Raw genomic sequence first — 18,764 nt, 5'->3', positions numbered from 1 at the left:
TGCTTATTCCCTAAGATCAATCTCGACCTTAGCAATAACAACCTCTTTATATAACTCCTCTTCCTCCTTTTTCTTGCATTGATACAAAACTTCTTCCATATTTTGGTACTTATCGGAGTACACATAGTACGAAAGACTGTTGATATTAAAGAAGAAACTGGCGTTAAAATCGCCCGAATCAATGAGTTTCATAATGAACCTGTCTCTTAGCGTTGCGTCTGTAAATATACCTAAAACTAAGTAATAGCCGTTTGAAACTTCTTTAAGATTATCAAAAACTTCAACCTTTACGGTTTTGTCTTTTCTAAGCGGATTTTCCTTTAACTCGCGCTTCATTTCTTCTGACGAAACGATCTTCACATCTGCTGTTGCGCCGCTTTTTTTCTGATTTTTAATCGCCTGATCCTGATACTTTTTGAGTTTAACCAAAGCTACCTTGTCATCAAATTTTCGGGCTTCCATGCTGTAATAGGATGCTTTACTGATGTGTCTTTTTACTTCGATCTTTTTCTGAATGTCCAGCGAATCTATTTTAGCAATCAAAAGCTGATTTTGGGCATCCCCCTGCTCCTGCTCTATTTTGTAACGCTTTATTTCTTCGAGCGAAAGACGTTGCTGCAGCGAAGTTGAATTGTTGTTCTTTTCGCTTTCGCGGATTTTCTTCTTGTATTCCTGGTTTTCCTCCACCGCAATTTTTTCCACCTTATTCATTAAACCGGCATATGCTTTTCGGTTCTCGGCCAGTTCTTTTTTCAACTGAGACGACAATTCATTGGTTTTTCCGATGCTTTCATACGATCGTTTTTCGAGTCTTTTTGATTCGTCGACATTTAAAACATCCATTCTTTTCAAATCGACCAGATCGTTACTCATTGTATTCACCAGTGAATCCAGTTTTGCCATTAAAATATCCTGAACATTTTTATTGGCTTCCAATACCAATCGCAGCTTTTCAACTGAATTTTCTTTGGAACCGTTCATATCATTCAGATTCACTTTCAGATCATTAATTTTTATAATCTTCTGATTCATTTCTTTCTGAACCACCAATCGGTCTTTCAAATCTTCGAGCTCAACCGTTTTGGCTTTTGTTTTTTCGACCACTACCTGCTTTTCAGCCAAAGCCAGCATCAATTCTTCGCTTTCGTTTGTCGGTTGTACTCCTTTGGTATTGATCGCCAGCTTGTTTCCTACGATCAGTCCGTTTACCGTTTCAGGATTTTGAGATTCCAGCTGATCAATAGAAATTCCGTATTTTTTAGCAATCGAAAACTTGGTTTCTTTGGGTTCTACGACATGAAAAACTGTTTCCTGATTGATGACACGAACTCTTCCGTCCAGTGTTTTTCGTTTGTTCGGAATCGCAATAGACTGTCCTATTTGCAATCCGTTTTGAAGAAGGTTTTTGTTTAAATTTTCTAAATCCAGCACCGAAACATTGTATTGTCTGGCAATACTGAATAAAGATTCCTTCGCGACAACCTGATGGTTTACTTTGGAAGAAGTGGTGCTTTCATTTTTGGAAAGGGTTGCAGGTCCTTGCGGAATAACTAATTCCTGACCAATCTGAAGTCCGTTGGCAAGAATCGTCTGATTGGCATTTTGAAGGGATTCAACCGAAACGTTATACTGTTTCGATAAACCAAAAAGGGTTTCTTTTGCGCCAACAATGTGGGTAATTTGGGGAGCGGAATTTGTTTTCTCAACCGGGTGAACAGGAATCTTAATAATCTGATTGTCTTTGATTCCACTCTGTGATTCGGGGTTGAATTTGTAAATCTCTTCGACAGAAACCTTGTACTTTTGGGCAATAAAATAGGCGGTTTCTCCTTTTTGAATTTTATGCTCAATAAATAAATCTTGCGCAGTTATTTTGTTAAAAGACAAAACAAAGACAAGAGAAAACGTTAAAAATTCTCTCATAAATAGTAGGTTTAAAAAATTAAGGCGTTACAAATGTAACGCCTTAATTGGAAAAACAATACTATTCCCACTCAATTGTTGCAGGTGGTTTTGAGCTGATATCGTAAACAACACGATTCACTCCTTTTACTTTATTGATGATGTCATTCGACACTTTCATTAAGAATTCGTAAGGCAAATGCACCCAGTCAGCCGTCATACCATCTGTTGATTCTACAGCTCTAAGCGCCACCACTTTTTCGTAAGTACGCTCGTCACCCATTACACCAACACTGTTTACCGGAAGCAAAATTGCTCCAGCCTGCCAAACTTTGTCATATAACCCCCAAGATTTTAATCCGTCGATAAAAACAGCGTCAACATCTTGCAAAATCTGAACTTTCTCCGGAGTAATATCTCCCAAAATTCTGATGGATAATCCTGGTCCCGGGAAAGGATGTCTTCCTAACAACTCAGGATCTATTCCTAAAGTAGCTCCTACTCTTCGAACTTCGTCTTTGAACAACATTCGAAGCGGCTCTACAATTTTTAATTTCATATAATCCGGCAATCCACCTACGTTATGGTGCGATTTAATGGTTGCCGATGGTCCTTTTACCGAAACTGACTCGATAACATCAGGATAAATAGTTCCCTGTGCCAGCCATTTTACGTCTTCGATTAGGTGTGATTCATCATCAAAAACTTCGATAAATACACGTCCAATTGTTTTACGTTTGGTTTCAGGATCACTGATTCCGGCTAATTCAGACAGAAAACGATCTCCGGCATCTACTCCTTTTACATTCAATCCCATTCCTTTGTACTGATTCAATACATTTTGGAATTCGTTTTTACGAAGTAAACCGTTATTTACAAAAATACAATATAAGTTTTTACCGATTGCCTGGTGCAATAAAACAGCCGCTACGGTTGAATCTACTCCTCCGGATAATCCTAAAACTACTTTATCGTTTCCTAATTTCTCTTTTAACTCTCCCACCATTTCTTCTACGAAAGCATTTGGTGTAAAATTCTGAGGAACTTCAGCAATATCTACTAAAAAGTTCTTCAGCATTTTTGATCCGTCAGTCGAGTGAAAAACTTCCGGGTGGTACTGAATCGCATAAGTCGTTTCGCCTTCAATTTTATAAGCGGCAAATTCTACGTCATGCGTGCTTGCTAATTTCACAGCATTGGTTGGCAAAGCTTTGATACTATCGCTATGGCTCATCCAAACCTGGCTGTTTTCAGAAACTCCGTTAAAGAAAACTTCATTCTCTTTAATATAAGACAAATTCGCTCTACCATATTCTCTGGTATTCGAAGCGGCTACTTCACCTCCACTAAAATGAGCTAAGTATTGTGCTCCGTAACAAACTGCCAACATTGGAAGCTTGCCTCGAATTTGAGATAAATCAGGATGTGGAGCATCTTCTGCACGAACAGAAAAAGGGCTTCCTCCTAAAATTACGGCTTTATAAGGTGATAAATCACTAGGAAAGTGATTGTAAGGGAAAATTTCGCAGAATATATTTAATTCGCGAACTCTACGCGCAATAAGCTGAGTATATTGCGATCCGAAATCTAAAATAAGTACGTTGTGTTGCATGCGCAAAAATACTTTTTATATTCGAATTTGAAAAATCAGAACGTCGAAAAAAAAAATATTTTTTTTCAACGTTCTTATTCTTCAGGCTCAAAGCAACAAAGCAACAAAGGTTCTAAGAGTACTAAATTTAAAAAAATATTTGCTTTGTTCCTTTGAACCTTTGCATCTTTGAACCTGTAAATAAGAAAATCCAAAAACCAGATTATTTCGTACGTAACGAAAAACCCCATTAAAATTTAACTATGAAATCAAAATTAATTGCCCTTTCCCTTTTCCTGTCTTTGTTTTTAAGCTCTTGTGATGCCGTAGATGATTTATTGACGTTCACTATTTCCAACGAAACTTCGATTCAGATTAAAAGTACTTCTCCGATCAATTTGCCTTCAGAAATTATTACTCCGGATGTAACGACCAATTCATCGGCTGAATTTGAAAACAACAAAACGAAGGCAAGCTTAGTAAAAGATGTCAAGTTGAAATCGTTAAAACTAATGATTACAAATCCAAGTGATAAGACCTTTACGTTTTTAAAATCGGTTCATTTGTACATCTCCACCACAGATTCTGACGAAATAGAACTTGCGTATCAGGATAACATTAATGCCTCAACCAACAGCATCGATTTAATTTGCACAGATGCAAGACTTGATCAATACATCAAAGCCGACAAATATAAAATCAGAACAAAAGTTACTTTAAAAGAAACGCTTACCAAAGATGTAACCGTAAAAGCAGAAATGAAGTTTAGAGTGACTGCGGATCCATTTTAATTGAAGGTTCTGAGGTTCTGAGATACTAAGGTTCTAAGTTTTGAAAGACTTAGAACCTTAGCTCCTTAGTACCTTAGTACCTTAGCAACTTAAAAAAAAACTATTCTTTTGTCACAATAATCGAAGCCTTAAATCCTGCGGCGAGATTATCCCAATAATCATTGGTTACTAACTGTCCTTTATCGTCGTAGACTTGAATTTCGGCGGTATTTCCTCCTAAGGTACCGATATTCAGTGCTTCAAAATCAAGTTTGTTGAAGCCATCGCTCAGCATGATTTTTACGTCTTTGAAACTGGAATCCAAAAATAGCTGATCTTTTATTACTTTATCGTTAGAAGATACTTTGACCAAATCGCCATCAATGGCCCCAAAGTCACGGAATTTCACAATAAAATATTGCGATTTGGTTCTAAAATCTCCCAGAGAAATATTTCTTTTAACTAATGTTCCGCGTCCTTCTTTTAAACCGGCATCTCTTAAGGCTTTGTCTAAATCCTTCTCCATTTTGGGTACGTAACGATCACCTGGATTGGCAAAATCAGTTTCGGTAGACATGGTAAATTTGCTTTTTTCGGCCCCAATCTGAAATTGAGATTTTGGCGTAATACTCGTATTGTCAAAAACATTGGGCGTTTTAATACCCGGCATATCCAAATTCTCCCCCTGAGGATCTTTTATTTCTGGAATTGGAGTCTTTTTTGGTTTTGCGCCAAATTTTGGTGCTGCGATAGGCTTGAATTTAGTTCCAAATTCCTTTTGTGCTGATACGGTGACAGCAGTAAAAAATAATATAAAAAATAGGATGTGTTTCATTGAAAAGGTATTATCGAATCGGCTTTTATAATTTGGAATAAAACAGGGTCTTGCATCACAAAAATAATATAATATCATTAGGCACTACAACTTTAAGAGTTTTATAACACTATATTATGCATTTTTTTGGAATCAAAAAACCTGCCAAAAACCACAAATTGGAGCAAAATTAATTTCAAATTCCAAATTCTAAATTCCAAATTCTAAATTCTAAATTCCAAATTCCAAATTCTGAAATTCCAAATGCCAAATCAATCGGGGCTTCTGAAACTGTGGAAATGTTATTTTTTTTAAGATTCGAAAAGCATCGTTTTGATTATTAACAACTTATTCCTAACTTCAATCTTTTTAAAAGCAGCACTACCGATCATCCTCTGCAAAAAAAAAAATCAAAACATAGAAACAATTACACTCAACACGTAATACATACTCTTATCCCCTTAAAATACCTGATGAAATAGCTAATTATTAAATTTTCAAGCCATGGATTATATTGATTATTATAAAGTATTAGAAATCACAAAGTCTGCAACTGAAGCGGAAATCAAAAAAGCTTACCGGAAACTGGCGCGAAAATACCATCCTGATCTGAATCCGAATGACAAAGAAGCGGAAAGGAAATTCAAAGAACTCAATGAGGCCAACGAAGTTTTAAGCAATCCGGAGAATCGTAAAAAATACGACAAGTACGGAAAAGACTGGAAACATGCCGACGAGTTCGAAAAAGCCGGTTACGATCCCAATCAGCAGCAACATTCCAGACAACAGCAAGGCAATCAAAGTTACACTGATTTTGGAGGAGGAGACTTTTCAGAAAGTGACTTCTCTGATTTCTTCCATTCTATGTATGGATCCTCAGGAAGAAGTTCCAGAAGCCAGGCAAAATACCGCGGACAGGATTTTAACGCCGAATTACAGCTAGATCTGGCGGCGGCTTACACCACACACAAACAGAACTTAAGCGTCAATGGAAAAAATATCCGAATCACTATCCCGGCCGGGGTCGAAAACGGACAGATTATCAAAATTCCAAATCACGGTGCTCCCGGGGCGAATGGCGGGCCAAATGGCGATTTGTACATTACTTTTTTAATTGATAACAATTCCGATTTCAAACGCGAAGGCAATAATTTATACGCCGATGTTGAACTGGATTTGTACACCGCTATTTTAGGAGGAGAAGTTTTTGTGACCACTTTTGATGGAAAGGTAAAAATAAAAGTACCTGCCGAAACCCAGCCCGGAACTAAGGTAAAACTAAAAGGCAAAGGTTTTCCTGTATACAAAAAAGAGAATCAGTTTGGCGATTTATACATTACCTACACCATAAAAATCCCGACCAAACTATCTGCAAAAGAAAAAGAATTATTCGAAGAACTAGCTAAACTAAGAAATCATGAGTAGTAGAAACTTAATCCAGATAAAACAATTTTGTTTGTACCACGAAATTGAAAATACCTTCATCACGGAGTTGCACAACTATGGTTTGATCGAAATTATAGTGTTTGAAGAAGATGAATATTTCCAGCCCGAACAATTACCGGCAGTCGAAAAAATGATACGTCTTCATTACGACCTGAAAATTAATCTTGAAGGGCTTGATGTCATTGCAAACTTACTCAGCAAAATCGAAGCACTGCAGCAAAATCTTACGACAACCCAAAACAAACTCAGGCTGTACGAGCAGCATCAAATCGATTAAAAAAATAGCTTCTAATTAGTGAAAATATCACAAAAAAGAAGGAATCCCGAAATGATTTCAATTCAATCGTGCTCTTTTTCATCGGCATATTTCATAAATTGCAATGCTATTAACGAACCGGAATTTGCTTAAAAATAAAGAGTCAAATTCAAAAAAAACAAAAAAATGAAAAGAGAAAACATCTTAACAGGATCGCCTTGGGAGGACAAAATGGGGTATTGTCGTGCTGTAAGAATTGGCAACATCATTGAAGTCTCAGGGACTGTGGCTATTGTTGATGGTGAAAAAGTAAAAGCCGATGATGCTTATGCCCAAACCTATAACATCCTGGAGCGTGTTGAAAAAGTTTTAGAAGATTTAAATGTTGCCATGAAAGATGTCATCAGAACCCGAATTTTCACCACCGATATTTCGACTTTTGAAGAAGTAGCCAGAGCACACTCTTCCTTTTTTAAAGATATAAAACCTACAACCGGTTTTTATGAAATCAGCAAACTGGTTGCGCCGGAATATTTAGTTGAAATAGAATTCACGGCTGTTGTACAATAATTTTTTAGTCCCGAATTCACGATTTTTTTTAACCATAGATTAAGGAATTAAAAAGATTATTTTTGTCTAAATTTAAAAAATCAAAATTCGTTTTATTCGTGAATTCGGGACTAAAAAACTAAGTTTATTAATGACTTTTCAAGACCTCAAAAAAACACTGCTTACTATTTTCAAATGGATTCTCATTTGTGTTCTAATAGGTATACTGTCCGGATCTGCTTCGGCGTTTTTCTTAGTTGCTTTAGAATGGGTTACACAATTTAGGATTCAGCACGACTGGCTGATCTGGCTTTTGCCTTTCGGCGGATTGTTAGTCGGATTGAGTTACCATTACTGGGGAGAATCTGTCGTAAAAGGCAATAATTTATTGCTCGAAGAATACGAAAACCCCAAAAAGGTCATTCCGTTTAAAATGGCTCCTCTGGTACTTTTAGGAACCTTACTCACCCACTTATTTGGAGGTTCGGCAGGACGTGAAGGAACTGCTGTACAAATGGGAGGCGCTATCGCCGATCAGTTTACAAAGCTTTTTAAACTGGATAATGGCGAACGCAGAATTCTAATCATCCTCGGAATTAGTGCCGGTTTTGCTTCTGTTTTTGGAACTCCGCTCGCAGGAGCAATTTTCGCGTTGGAGGTTTTATATTTCAGTAAAATCAATTTTAAGAGCATCCTTTTATCATTTTTAACCGCTTATGCCGCTTATTTTACAGTCGAATTCTGGCAGGTAAAACACACGCATTACAGTATTCCGCTTGTTCCCGAAATTAGCGCAACCACTTTATTCTATGTGATTGTGATTGGAATTTTATCCGGTTTCGCAGCTTTGCTTTTTTCGAGAAGCACCCATTTCTGGGGCTCACTTTTTTCAAAAAACATCAAATATCCTCCACTCCGCCCTTTTATTGGAGGAATTGTTCTGGCCCTTGCCATCGCAGGTTTCGGACTAACAAAATTCTCCGGTTTGGGTGTGCCTGTCATTGTCGATTCTTTTTCAAACGCTAATCCGTGGTACGACTTTCTGCTTAAAATTCTCCTCACCGGATTCACTCTGGGCGCAGGTTTTAAAGGCGGAGAAGTGACCCCATTGTTCTTCGTAGGCGCTACTTTAGGAAGTGCTTTGTCTTTAGTAATTCCACTGCCAATTGCTTTCTTAGCTGGTCTGGGGTTTGTTGCTGTATTTTCGGGAGCGACTCACACTCCTGTTGCCTGTACCATTATGGGGATGGAGCTTTTTGGCATCCAACCTGGAATTTTCATCGCTATCGCCTGCACCATCGCCTATTTTTCATCCGGTTCGGTTGGAATTTACAAATCACAAATTGTCAAAGGAGTCAAATACAAGTTGTATCAAAAGCTACAGCGAAAAGAACTGGAAAATCTGTAATTACGCTATAGGCTGTAAGCTTTAAGCTTTAAGCTTTCTATCTTTGACTTTGAAACTTGAAACTTGAAACTTGGAATTTGGAATTTGGAATTTGGAATTTGAACTTTAGACCTTGGACTCAGCCCAAATAACTTATAAAAAAATGATTTCAGCATTACATTAAAAAAATGTAAATTCGCACACTATGAAAATACAAGATATTCAAGCGATACAATTATTACTCGCAACCCCAAAGAAAATCGCTATCATTCCGCATAGAGGTCCTGATGGTGATGCTATGGGTTCAACCTTAGGTTTATACCATTTTTTATTAAAAAACAATCATCAGCCAACGGTGATTGCTCCTAATGATTTCCCCGATTTTTTAGCCTGGCTTCCGGGTTCTGAAACGGTTAAAATATTTGAAAAAGATACAGAAAACTGTACCCGAATATTAGAAGAAGCTGAGCTTATTTTTACACTCGATTTTAATGCTTTTCATCGTACCGGTGAAATGGAACATACTTTAGCGAAGCTAAGCGCTCCGTTTATCATGATCGATCATCACCAAAAACCGGATGATTATGCGCTGTATACGTACTCGGACACTTCCTTTGGATCAACCTGCGAGATGGTTTACAACTTCATTTCTTTCTTAGGTAAAAAAGACGATTTAGACAAAACCATCGCCACTTGTATTTACACAGGAATACTAACAGATTCCGGTTCTTTTCGTTTTCCGGGAACAACAGGAAATACGCATCGCATCATTGCAGAACTAATTGATTTAGGGGTTGAAAACACACAAATTCCGGTTTTATTGTTTGACAATAGTTCGTACAGCCGTTTGCAATTGTTAGGCCGTGCGCTGCAAAACATGAAAGTTCTTGAAGAGCACAAAACATCATACACTTCGCTTACTCAGGACGAGCTGGATGCTTTTAATTATGTAAAAGGTGACACTGAAGGTGTTGTTAATTACGGATTAAGTATAAAAGGTATTGTTTTTACTGCTATTTTTATCGAAAATAAAGAAGAGAAAATCATCAAGATCTCTTTCCGTTCGCAAGGCGGATTTGACGTGAATCAGTTTGCCAGAGATCATTTTAATGGTGGCGGACATAGTAATGCAGCCGGAGGAAAATCAGAGGTTTCGATGGAAGAAACTTTGAAGAAATTTGAAGATTTAGTAAACAAACTAAAAATATAACCCACATTATGAACTACTTAAAACGAAGCAGTTGCGCCCTACTTTTTGCTGTTTTATTGGTTAGCTGTAAACAACATGAAGACGCGAGAAGACCTATTTCTCAGGCTTCAGGTACTTTTATGAAAAAATCGGCCGATCGAAATAAAAAATTAGTAGCCAATGAAGAGGATGTTATCAAAAAAATAATCAAAAGCAATCCGAAAACAAAATACTATGCCACCAGAAAAGGATACTGGCTGTTTTATGACGAACGAAACGAAACCGATCTAAAGACTCCTAAAAAAGGTGACATCGCTTATTTTAATCTGGAAGTAAAAGACATAAACGGTAAAATAATCTACTCAGAAGCCGATCTTGGTCCGCAGACGTATTATGTAGACAAGCAGGACATTATGATGGGATTGCGCGATGGTATCAAAATGATGCATAAAAATGAAACGGTGACCTTCTTATTCCCTTCCCATATTGCCTACGGATATCACGGAGACAACAAAAAAATAGGACCAAATCAATCCTTAATGTGTACCGTTACACTTCGCAATTTTGTACCGGATCCGACAGCTGCACCAGCAACAACGGCCACACAAACACCTAAAACAACGGCTCCTAAACCCGTAACTCAGACTAAAAAAGATACATTAAACCCATAAAAACAACCGCTAAAAAATGAAAAAAAGTATTCTACTAGTATTACTTGCCGTTAGTTCATTATACTCTTGTAAAGACGAACACAGCAACTTACCTGATGGTTTATATGCCGATATTGAAACCAATAAAGGACACATTATTGTTGAATTAGATTATAAAAAAGCACCTGTTACTGTTGCTAATTTTGTAACCTTAGCCGAAGGTAAAAGCGAGTTTGTAACCAAAGATTACCTAAAAGGCAAACCTTTTTATGACGGATTAAAATTTCACAGGGTTATTGATAATTTTATGATTCAAACCGGGGATCCTGAAGGAACAGGTTCGGGAGATGCAGGATATAGATTTAAAGATGAAATCACCGATTTGAAATTTGACAAAGCAGGTGTTTTGGCAATGGCAAACAATGGTCCGGCTACCAACAGCAGTCAGTTTTTTATCACTCACCTTGAAACTCCATGGTTAGACGGAAAACATACTATTTTTGGTCATGTTGTTGAAAAAGGACAAGAAGTTGTCAATCAGATCAAACAAGACGATAAAATTGTTTCGGTAAAAATCATCAGAAACGGTGAGGCTGCCAAAAAATTTGATGCTGTAAAAGTATTTCACGATTATTTCTCTGAAATTGCTAAAGAAAAAAGCAAATACAACGGAGTACAAAAAGAAAAAGTAGCGTATTTAGCTTCTGTAAAACCTAAAGCAACCAAAACCAATTCAGGTTTAGAATATGTAATTACTCAAAAAGGAACAGGTAAAAAACCAGCTCCGGGAGCTCAATTATACATTAATTATTCAGGTTTTCTGGAAGACGGAACTTTATTTGATTCAAGTGTAGAAGAAGTGAATAAAGCTTTTGGAAAATTTGACGCTGCGAGAGCTGAAGCAAACGGATACCAGCCAATTCCTTTTCAGGCAGGCCGTAAAGACGGAATGATCCCGGGCTTTATCGAAGGAATTGAACAACTTTCATTTGGAGACAAAGCAGTTCTTTTTATTCCGGCACACCTGGCATATGGAGCAACTGGTGCAGGAGGAGTAATCCCGCCAAATGCAAATATTATTTTCGAAATTCAATTATTAGAAAAACCACAATAGTTTATTTAAAAGAAACCAACTTAGACTTAAATTCGGAACATCATGAAGTTTAAATTTCTATTTTTATTTTGTCTGGCTGTAGTAAACATTCAGGCTCAGACTACAAAAAAACCAGCTGCGAAACCAAAGCCAAAAACAACAGCTACAGCAGCCAAAGCAGCTCCTAAAGCTAATCCGGGCGAAGGTATTTTTGCTACCATAGCAACTACAAAAGGAGACATCGTGCTTTCTTTAGAATATGTAAAAGCACCGGTAACCGTAGCGAACTTTATTTCGTTGGCAGAAGGAACTAATCCTAACGTTAAAGTTGAAAAACTTAAAGGAAAACCTTTTTACGATGGATTAAAATTTCACAGAGTAATCAATGATTTCATGATTCAGGGTGGAGATCCTGACGGAAATGGTTCAGGAGGTCCTGGATATGCTTTTAAAGATGAATTTGTACCGGAATTAAAATTTGAAAAAGGCGGAGTTTTAGCAATGGCAAATTCAGGTCCTGCTACAAACGGAAGTCAGTTTTTCATCACCCATAAAGATACACCGTGGTTAAACAGTAAACATACTATTTTTGGTCATGTAGTTTCGGGAATGGACAATGTTAATAAGATTGTTCAGGACGATATTATGACTAAAATTACGATTACACGCAAAGGTGCTGCAGCCAAAAAATTCGATGCTGTAAAAGTACTTGCTGAGGATGCTAAAGGCCAGGAAGCCAAAAAAGCAGAATCTCAAAAAGTAATCACTGAAAAAGCAGCTTATTTTGCTGCTACAAAAGCCAAAGCTACTACCACAGCTTCAGGTTTAAAATATGTTGTTACTAAAAAAGGAACCGGAGTTAAAGGTGCTGAAGGCTCTAACATTTACTTCCACTATGCCGGATATTTTGAAGACGGAAATCTTTTTGACAGCAGTATTGCGGCTGTAGCAAAAGCTTATGGTAAATACGATGCCAACCGTGACGCTCAAAAAGGATACAAAGCATTCCCTTTTGTTGTAGGTAAAAAAGACGGAATGATTCCTGGTTTTATTGAAGCTTTAGACATGATGACAGACGGAGAAAAAGCAATATTTTTTCTTCCTTCTAATTTAGCTTACGGAGAAAAAGGTGCCGGAGGAGTAATTCCGCCAAACGCAACTTTGGTCTTTGAAATCGAAACTTATAAAGAACAGCCTGTAAAGTAATAAAGTACTTTATCAGACTTAAAATCAACCACCACGATGTATTTCTGGTGGTTTTTTTATTTTACAAAAGATGTTAAATCTTCAATTTTAAACCTCAGGAAAAGAGCCAAATAAACGCAATCTCAACGTTTATAAATATTTTATATTAATTCCTAAACAAAATAGCTTACCTTTGCCGGCTTAAATTTTTTAAAATAAACAGATTAAAATGTCACAAAACAACGTATTAAAAGGAGTATTTTTAGTAGCATTAGGAGCCACTACTTATGGAATGTTAGCCACTTTCGTAAAAATGGCCTATACAGAAGGATACACTACCGCCGAAGTAACTACCTCTCAATTTGTATTGGGAATCATTGGTATCTTGCTGATTAATACGTTTCAGAAGATAAAACATAAGGACAAAGTAGTCAAAGCTACTCCAAAAAACATATTCAGTTTAATGCTTGCAGGTACTTCTTTAGGGATGACCAGTTTGTTTTATTACCTGGCTGTAAAATACATTCCTGTTTCGATTGGTATCGTTTTATTGATGCAAACGGTTTGGATAGGTGTTTTACTTGAAATGATCTTAGAAAAAAAATTACCTTCGAGACAAAAAGTGTTTTCGGTATTTATCGTTCTTATTGGTACCGTTTTAGCCACTAATATTTTGCACAATGAAATCGAACTAGACTGGAGAGGTCTTGTTTGGGGGATGTTAGCTGCAGTATCTTTTACGACAACCATGTTTACAGCCAATCGCGTTGCAACCGAAATCTCATCGGCACAACGTAGTTTGTACATGCTTTTTGGAGGTGCCATCATCGTGTTTTCGTTTGCATTGGTAACACAGGTTACCCCTTTTAACCTTGCGATCTTTGCCAAATGGGGAATCATACTAGCCTTATTCGGAACCATCATCCCTCCAATGTTAATGAACTTAGGTTTTCCATTAACCGGAATTGGTCTTGGAAGTATCGTTTCTGCACTTGAACTTCCAGTTTCTGTAACTATGGCTTACATTTTATTAGACGAAGAAGTAATCTTATTGCAATGGGTTGGAATTGTTTTAATCATCCTGGCCATTATTATTATGAATGTAAATTTCAAACGCAAAAACTAGCTAATTTAGAAACGCTCTAAAAAAAAGCCTCTTTGTAATGCAATAATTGTTAATTTTTTTATAAATTCGTGAGAAACAATCCTGTATCATGAATTTACCCTGGCATTTATATTTAATGGCGTCGCTTTATATTATTGCCGGATTAAATCATTTTAGAAAACCGGGAATGTACATTCGAATCATTCCTCCATTCTTTTCAAACCCCAAATTAATAAATACTTTAAGCGGAATTGCCGAAATCCTTTTCGGCATACTTCTGATGATTCCTGCTACTTCCCATTTTGGTGCGTGGGGAATTATAGCTACTTTAATTGCTGTATTTCCTGCCAATCTTTTCATGTATCAGAATAAAAAAGCAAGTTTTGGTTTACCCAAGTGGATTTTGCTTATACGCTTGCCCATTCAGATTGTCTTGATTTTATGGGCATACCAATATACTTTTTAACAATCAACTATTAATTAAAACTATTTATTATGAAAAAATTATTTGCAGAATTTTTTGGAACTTATTGGCTGGTTTTTGGAGGTTGTGGAAGCGCAATTTTTGCTGCCGGAATTCCTAGTTTAGGAATCGGATTTGCTGGTGTTGCCCTGGCCTTCGGTTTAACAGTACTAACAATGGCTTATGCTGTAGGACATATCTCAGGCGGACACTTTAATCCTGCTGTTTCCTTTGGTTTATGGGCAGGTGGCAGATTCCCTGCAAAAGATTTAATCCCTTACATTGTTGCGCAATGCGTTGGTGCAGCTGCCGCAGCCGGGACTTTATTTACCATTGCATCAGGAAAAGCCGGTTTTGCAATTGATAATACAAAAGCAGGAGCTTTTGCCTCAAATGGTTTTGGAGCATTTTCACCTGACGGATATTCTTTGCAATCTGCTTTTATCGCTGAGTTTGTACTTACGCTGTTTTTCTTATTGGTAATTCTGGGTGCTACAGATAAATTTGCCAACGGAAGATTTGCCGGTATTGCCATTGGTTTAGCATTGACTTTAATACACTTAATCAGTATTCCAATTACCAATACTTCTGTAAATCCTGCAAGATCATTATCTCAGGCTGTTTTCGTTGGCGGAGAGCCATTGTCACAAGTCTGGTTGTTTTGGGTAGCTCCTATTCTGGGTGCAATTGTAGCCGGATTTATTTATAAAACATTACTGCAAAATCATGCCGAAGCTTAATCAACTTATTACTAACTTTTAAATTTTATCCTATGGAATTTTTATATTTTTTACTTATTGGTGCAATATCCGGATGGCTTGCGGGTCAGATATGGAAAGGTGCAGGTTTTGGATTATTGGGTAATATCATCGTAGGAATTGTGGGTGGTATCATTGGTGGCTGGATAGCCGGTAGACTTGGCATTGGCGGAGGCGGACTTCTATGGCAAATTATAATTGCGGTTGGAGGAGCCTGGGTGCTACTTTTTATCATCAGCTTAATCAAAAAAGCTTAAAACCTTTATTTATAACTTACTTTAAAAGAGAAAATCAAATATAATACTATTCGGTTTTCTCTTTTCTTTTTGGAGCAACTTAAGTCCGTCCTTTTTCTCCAGTGACTTTATTCAGACTTTTTTCGTATCACTTTATTCTATTCTTATGAATGACATTATTGCCTATTTCAGTACGATTCCGTCTTCACATAGAAGTTTAATTCTCATGGGAGGAATCACCTTCTTTTGGCTGATCGAAAATACCTTTCCTTTGTTTCAGCTGCAATATCGAAAATGGCAGCATGCCGGGATTAATTTTTTCCTCACCTTCACTACAATTGTTGTCAATTTCGTTTTGGCTTTTATCTTAATTAAAACAGCCAACTGGACAACAGAAAACGATTTTGGACTATTACAATGGCTGCCTGTTTTACCGCTGTGGCTTTACACCATAATTGGTTTATTGCTATTGGATTTAATTGGCGCTTATCTTGCCCATTATGTACAGCACAGGTTCAAAATTTTATGGCGTTTTCATCTGGTACACCACACCGATACCTGGATCGACACTACCTCGGCAAATCGGCATCATCCGGGCGAAAGCATTATCCGGTTTGTCTTCACCACTGTTGGTGTTTTGATTGTAGGAAGTCCGATGTGGATGGTTTTTCTTTATCAGACCTTATCTGTTGTGTCTACTCAATTTACACATGCTAATATTGCATTACCTCAAAAATTAGATGTTTTTCTCAGTTATTTTATTGTTTCGCCAAACATGCATAAAGTACATCACCACTATGTTCTTCCGTATACCGATAGCAACTATGGGAACATTTTTTCGGTTTGGGACCGTCTTTTTGGCACTTTTACCAGTTTGCCCAAAGACAAAATAATTTATGGCGTAGACACCCATATGGCTGTTGAAGAAAACAACAATCTCAAAAATTTATTAAAAATACCGTTTCAAAAAGCGAGATCCATAAAAAACAGTTAAAATCAGTAAAAAAAATATCGTTGATCGAACCAACTAATTATTTTTTTTATTAATATTGATACTTAAATTGAAAATCAATCTATTAATCATTAACCTCTATTTTGAATTAATTTTCACGTGATGAAAAAGAGTAACCGCAAAGAATTGAATTGGGAACAAACTGAAAAAGTTGTTTCGTTAGCCTTAGAAGAAAAAAATCCATTTGAAATCATAAAAAAAGAATTTGGATTGGCAGAAAAAGAAGTTCTGGAAATCATGAAAAAGAAAATGCCACTTGAGAAATTTGAGATGTGGAAAAAAAAGGCAATTGCAAATAAACCAAAACCAAAACCAGTTAAAATAGACGATTTTGACGAAGATTTGGATGGCAAATATTATATAAAGAATAAACTAGACTAAGATTAGAACTCCTGAGATTCAGGAGTTTTTTTTATTTTTAATCAAAATGTAACTTTTTTACCTTTTGTAAGTCATATAGCAATAACCAAACATGAAGAAATGAAAAAAATACTTTACACCCTAGCTCTGGCAGTTACACTTTGGAGCTGTAAAACAGGGAGCCCTTCAGGTGCCGCAAAAAGCAATGTCGTAGATGTTAATATTAATCTTGTTGACGTTAAAGACGATAAAGTTTTGGTAACGGTAACACCTCCAAAAATCAAAACAGACGAGGTAATTTACAGCATCCCAAAAACGGTTCCGGGAACTTATTCTACGGACAACTACGGTAAGTTTTCAGACGATTTTAAGGCCTTTGACGCCAAAGGAAATGCATTAGCCGTAAAAAGAATTGATGATAACTCATGGTCGATTTCTGATGCTAAAAAGCTTAACAAAATAACTTATTTAGTAGGAGACACTTTTGATACTGAAAAAGGAACAGGATTTGGAAATGACGACGTCTTTTCTCCAGCTGGTACCAATATCAATGCCGGAGTGAATTTCTTAGTAAACACACATGGTTTTGTAGGTTATTTTAAAGACAAACTTGAAATTCCATATAAAGTTACCATTACTCACCCGGAAACCCTTTGGGGAGCAACTTCTATGACCGATGAGGATGCAAGCAAAACAAGTGATGTTTTCACCACTTCGCGCTATGCAGTTTTAGTCGAAAATCCAATCATGTACTCTAAACCTGATTATACGACATTCAACGTAAACGGAATGGATATTTTAATCGCTGTTTATTCTCCAACAGGGAAATTCACAGCAGAAAGTATTACTCCGGAAATGAAAACGATGATGACCGCACAAAAGAACTTTTTAGGCAAAGTAAATGCTAACAAAAAGTATACTGTTCTTTTGTATCTGTCAAGTATGGCTAAGGATGATGCTCACGGTTTTGGAGCATTGGAACATCCAACTGCTACAACAGTTGTTTTACCGGAATCTATGCCTAAAGAAAAACTGGTTGAATCTATGAAAGATGTAGTTTCTCACGAGTTTTTTCATATTGTAACTCCGTTAACGATTCACTCTAAAGAAATTCAGTTTTTTGATTACAATGCACCAAAAATGTCAGAACATTTATGGATGTATGAAGGGGTAACCGAATATTTTGCCAACCTGTTTCAAATCAATCAGGGATTGATTAACGAGGCTGAATTTTACACCCGTATTGCTGATAAAATTGAGCAGTCTAAACGTTTAAACGATACCATGTCGTTTACTGTAATGAGTAAAAATGTATTGGATCAGCCTTATAAAGACCAATACTTAAATGTATATCAAAAAGGTGCTTTGATCGGGATGTGTATTGACATTATCATCAGAGAAAAAAGCAATGGCGAAAGAGGAATTCTGGATTTAATGCACAAATTAGCAAGCGAATACGGTGTTGAAAAACCATTTAACGATAACGAGCTTTTTGCTAAAGTAACTGAACTTACTTATCCAGAAGTTGGGGAGTTCCTTAACAAATATGTGGCTGGCACTACTCCTATTCCTTATGACTTTTATTTGGCCAAAGTTGGTGTTACCAAAGCCTCTGAAAAAGTTCCGGGATCAATTTTCATCAAAGGACAGGCTCCTTATATTGGAGTTGACAAAGCCACTAAAGCAATAAACGTTCGTTCTAACATCGACCTAAATGTATTCTTCTCCAATTTGAATCTAAAAGCTGGTGATGTAATCCTTTCGGTAAACGATAAGACCTACAATTTAGACAATATTTATGATTTGATCGGGGAAAGTGAAAACTGGAAAGAAAATGATCCTATTACCGTTAAAATCAAACGTGCAGGTGCTGAACAAACCATCAAAGGAACAGTGAAAGTACCATTTGAAGAAAAAGAAACTTTTAAAGCAACTGATGCTTCAAAAGAAAAACTTAAAAATGCATGGTTAAAAGGTTAATCTCTTTTAATTCAAACA

General features: G+C 36.7%; 19 protein-coding genes. 16 read left to right on the top strand and 3 right to left on the bottom strand.

Features of this window, described 5'->3' with window-relative positions; all coding sequences use genetic code 11:
• Window positions 1-3 precede the first annotated feature (3 nt).
• Together OLM61_RS14540 and guaA are read right to left on the bottom strand one after the other, a co-directional pair.
• On the bottom strand, window positions 4-1,923 hold the full coding sequence (locus OLM61_RS14540) for a LysM peptidoglycan-binding domain-containing protein (protein ID WP_264523358.1): 1,920 nt from the start codon (window positions 1,921-1,923) through the stop codon (window positions 4-6).
• Between the two features lie 61 nt (window positions 1,924-1,984).
• Window positions 1,985-3,514 (bottom strand): glutamine-hydrolyzing GMP synthase, encoded by a 1,530-nt coding sequence (guaA, locus tag OLM61_RS14535; RefSeq protein ID WP_264523357.1) that lies wholly within the window; start codon window positions 3,512-3,514, stop codon window positions 1,985-1,987.
• Between the two features lie 242 nt (window positions 3,515-3,756).
• On the opposite strand from guaA, the gene OLM61_RS14530 reads away from it, so the two are divergent.
• The gene (locus OLM61_RS14530; RefSeq protein WP_264523356.1) at window positions 3,757-4,284 is read left to right on the top strand and encodes a hypothetical protein; all 528 of its coding nucleotides are present in this window, start codon (window positions 3,757-3,759) and stop codon (window positions 4,282-4,284) included.
• A 100-nt stretch (window positions 4,285-4,384) separates the two neighbouring features.
• On the opposite strand, the gene OLM61_RS14525 is transcribed toward OLM61_RS14530, so the two are convergent.
• Window positions 4,385-5,098 carry a hypothetical protein gene (locus OLM61_RS14525; protein WP_264523355.1) on the bottom strand — a complete coding sequence of 238 codons (714 nt, stop codon included), beginning with the start codon at window positions 5,096-5,098 and terminating at the stop codon, window positions 4,385-4,387.
• Window positions 5,099-5,581: 483 nt separating this feature from the next.
• On the opposite strand from OLM61_RS14525, the gene OLM61_RS14520 reads away from it, so the two are divergent.
• From OLM61_RS14520 to OLM61_RS14450, 15 genes are all read left to right on the top strand, one after another.
• Window positions 5,582-6,502: a J domain-containing protein gene (locus tag OLM61_RS14520; protein WP_264523354.1), complete on the top strand. Its 921-nt coding sequence runs from the start codon at window positions 5,582-5,584 to the stop codon at window positions 6,500-6,502.
• A complete protein-coding gene (locus tag OLM61_RS14515) occupies window positions 6,495-6,800 on the top strand; it encodes a chaperone modulator CbpM (RefSeq protein ID WP_264523353.1) in 306 nt (101 codons plus the stop codon). Before OLM61_RS14520 ends, OLM61_RS14515 begins: the two co-directional genes overlap by 8 nt.
• Window positions 6,801-6,965: 165 nt before the next feature.
• Complete coding sequence (locus tag OLM61_RS14510) at window positions 6,966-7,349, top strand: RidA family protein (RefSeq protein ID WP_264523352.1); 384 nt, start codon at window positions 6,966-6,968, stop codon at window positions 7,347-7,349.
• 130 nt (window positions 7,350-7,479) lie between these two features.
• The gene (locus OLM61_RS14505; protein ID WP_264523351.1) at window positions 7,480-8,736 is read left to right on the top strand and encodes a voltage-gated chloride channel family protein; all 1,257 of its coding nucleotides are present in this window, start codon (window positions 7,480-7,482) and stop codon (window positions 8,734-8,736) included.
• 184 nt (window positions 8,737-8,920) lie between these two features.
• Window positions 8,921-9,925, top strand: a complete 1,005-nt coding sequence (locus OLM61_RS14500; protein ID WP_264523350.1) for a DHH family phosphoesterase — start codon at window positions 8,921-8,923, stop codon at window positions 9,923-9,925.
• Window positions 9,926-9,933: 8 nt separating this feature from the next.
• Window positions 9,934-10,575, top strand: a complete 642-nt coding sequence (gene gldI, locus OLM61_RS14495; RefSeq protein ID WP_264523349.1) for a gliding motility-associated peptidyl-prolyl isomerase GldI — start codon at window positions 9,934-9,936, stop codon at window positions 10,573-10,575.
• 16 nt (window positions 10,576-10,591) lie between these two features.
• Window positions 10,592-11,668: a peptidylprolyl isomerase gene (locus tag OLM61_RS14490; protein ID WP_264523348.1), complete on the top strand. Its 1,077-nt coding sequence runs from the start codon at window positions 10,592-10,594 to the stop codon at window positions 11,666-11,668.
• A 42-nt stretch (window positions 11,669-11,710) separates the two neighbouring features.
• The gene (locus tag OLM61_RS14485) at window positions 11,711-12,853 is read left to right on the top strand and encodes a peptidylprolyl isomerase (protein WP_264523347.1); all 1,143 of its coding nucleotides are present in this window, start codon (window positions 11,711-11,713) and stop codon (window positions 12,851-12,853) included.
• Between the two features lie 208 nt (window positions 12,854-13,061).
• Window positions 13,062-13,958 (top strand): EamA family transporter, encoded by an 897-nt coding sequence (locus tag OLM61_RS14480; RefSeq protein ID WP_173965602.1) that lies wholly within the window; start codon window positions 13,062-13,064, stop codon window positions 13,956-13,958.
• An 88-nt stretch (window positions 13,959-14,046) separates the two neighbouring features.
• Window positions 14,047-14,403, top strand: a complete 357-nt coding sequence (locus tag OLM61_RS14475) for a DoxX family protein (protein ID WP_264523346.1) — start codon at window positions 14,047-14,049, stop codon at window positions 14,401-14,403.
• Between the two features lie 29 nt (window positions 14,404-14,432).
• Window positions 14,433-15,140, top strand: a complete 708-nt coding sequence (gene aqpZ / locus OLM61_RS14470; RefSeq protein WP_264523345.1) for an aquaporin Z — start codon at window positions 14,433-14,435, stop codon at window positions 15,138-15,140.
• A 32-nt stretch (window positions 15,141-15,172) separates the two neighbouring features.
• Window positions 15,173-15,415, top strand: coding sequence for a GlsB/YeaQ/YmgE family stress response membrane protein (locus OLM61_RS14465; protein ID WP_140506371.1), 243 nt, complete (start codon window positions 15,173-15,175; stop codon window positions 15,413-15,415).
• Window positions 15,416-15,560: 145 nt separating this feature from the next.
• Window positions 15,561-16,388 carry a sterol desaturase family protein gene (locus tag OLM61_RS14460; protein ID WP_264523344.1) on the top strand — a complete coding sequence of 276 codons (828 nt, stop codon included), beginning with the start codon at window positions 15,561-15,563 and terminating at the stop codon, window positions 16,386-16,388.
• Window positions 16,389-16,508: 120 nt separating this feature from the next.
• Window positions 16,509-16,787, top strand: a complete 279-nt coding sequence (locus OLM61_RS14455; protein ID WP_173965611.1) for a DUF2805 domain-containing protein — start codon at window positions 16,509-16,511, stop codon at window positions 16,785-16,787.
• 99 nt (window positions 16,788-16,886) lie between these two features.
• Window positions 16,887-18,746, top strand: coding sequence for a peptidase M61 (locus OLM61_RS14450; protein ID WP_264523343.1), 1,860 nt, complete (start codon window positions 16,887-16,889; stop codon window positions 18,744-18,746).
• The last annotated feature ends 18 nt before the right edge of the window (window positions 18,747-18,764 follow it).

The organism is Flavobacterium sp. N502536 (genome assembly GCF_025947345.1).
Classification (GTDB): domain Bacteria; phylum Bacteroidota; class Bacteroidia; order Flavobacteriales; family Flavobacteriaceae; genus Flavobacterium.
The sequence above is the reverse complement of the archived record's forward strand: the minus strand, read 5'-3'. Positions and strand labels throughout refer to the sequence as shown.

What these genes read in the sequence shown, in the direction of transcription:
- OLM61_RS14475 (WP_264523346.1), top strand. Translation starts at nt 14,047, where the DNA reads ATGAATTTACCCTGGCATTTATATTTAATGGCGTCGCTTTATATTATT.
- OLM61_RS14520 (WP_264523354.1), top strand. Translation starts at nt 5,582, where the DNA reads ATGGATTATATTGATTATTATAAAGTATTAGAAATCACAAAGTCTGCA.
- guaA (WP_264523357.1), bottom strand. Translation starts at nt 3,514, where the DNA reads ATGCAACACAACGTACTTATTTTAGATTTCGGATCGCAATATACTCAG.
- OLM61_RS14485 (WP_264523347.1), top strand. Translation starts at nt 11,711, where the DNA reads ATGAAGTTTAAATTTCTATTTTTATTTTGTCTGGCTGTAGTAAACATT.
- OLM61_RS14455 (WP_173965611.1), top strand. Translation starts at nt 16,509, where the DNA reads ATGAAAAAGAGTAACCGCAAAGAATTGAATTGGGAACAAACTGAAAAA.
- OLM61_RS14510 (WP_264523352.1), top strand. Translation starts at nt 6,966, where the DNA reads ATGAAAAGAGAAAACATCTTAACAGGATCGCCTTGGGAGGACAAAATG.
- OLM61_RS14480 (WP_173965602.1), top strand. Translation starts at nt 13,062, where the DNA reads ATGTCACAAAACAACGTATTAAAAGGAGTATTTTTAGTAGCATTAGGA.
- OLM61_RS14540 (WP_264523358.1), bottom strand. Translation starts at nt 1,923, where the DNA reads ATGAGAGAATTTTTAACGTTTTCTCTTGTCTTTGTTTTGTCTTTTAAC.
- OLM61_RS14465 (WP_140506371.1), top strand. Translation starts at nt 15,173, where the DNA reads ATGGAATTTTTATATTTTTTACTTATTGGTGCAATATCCGGATGGCTT.
- OLM61_RS14500 (WP_264523350.1), top strand. Translation starts at nt 8,921, where the DNA reads ATGAAAATACAAGATATTCAAGCGATACAATTATTACTCGCAACCCCA.
- OLM61_RS14460 (WP_264523344.1), top strand. Translation starts at nt 15,561, where the DNA reads ATGAATGACATTATTGCCTATTTCAGTACGATTCCGTCTTCACATAGA.
- OLM61_RS14525 (WP_264523355.1), bottom strand. Translation starts at nt 5,098, where the DNA reads ATGAAACACATCCTATTTTTTATATTATTTTTTACTGCTGTCACCGTA.
- aqpZ (WP_264523345.1), top strand. Translation starts at nt 14,433, where the DNA reads ATGAAAAAATTATTTGCAGAATTTTTTGGAACTTATTGGCTGGTTTTT.
- OLM61_RS14530 (WP_264523356.1), top strand. Translation starts at nt 3,757, where the DNA reads ATGAAATCAAAATTAATTGCCCTTTCCCTTTTCCTGTCTTTGTTTTTA.
- OLM61_RS14450 (WP_264523343.1), top strand. Translation starts at nt 16,887, where the DNA reads ATGAAAAAAATACTTTACACCCTAGCTCTGGCAGTTACACTTTGGAGC.
- OLM61_RS14490 (WP_264523348.1), top strand. Translation starts at nt 10,592, where the DNA reads ATGAAAAAAAGTATTCTACTAGTATTACTTGCCGTTAGTTCATTATAC.
- OLM61_RS14515 (WP_264523353.1), top strand. Translation starts at nt 6,495, where the DNA reads ATGAGTAGTAGAAACTTAATCCAGATAAAACAATTTTGTTTGTACCAC.
- OLM61_RS14505 (WP_264523351.1), top strand. Translation starts at nt 7,480, where the DNA reads ATGACTTTTCAAGACCTCAAAAAAACACTGCTTACTATTTTCAAATGG.
- gldI (WP_264523349.1), top strand. Translation starts at nt 9,934, where the DNA reads ATGAACTACTTAAAACGAAGCAGTTGCGCCCTACTTTTTGCTGTTTTA.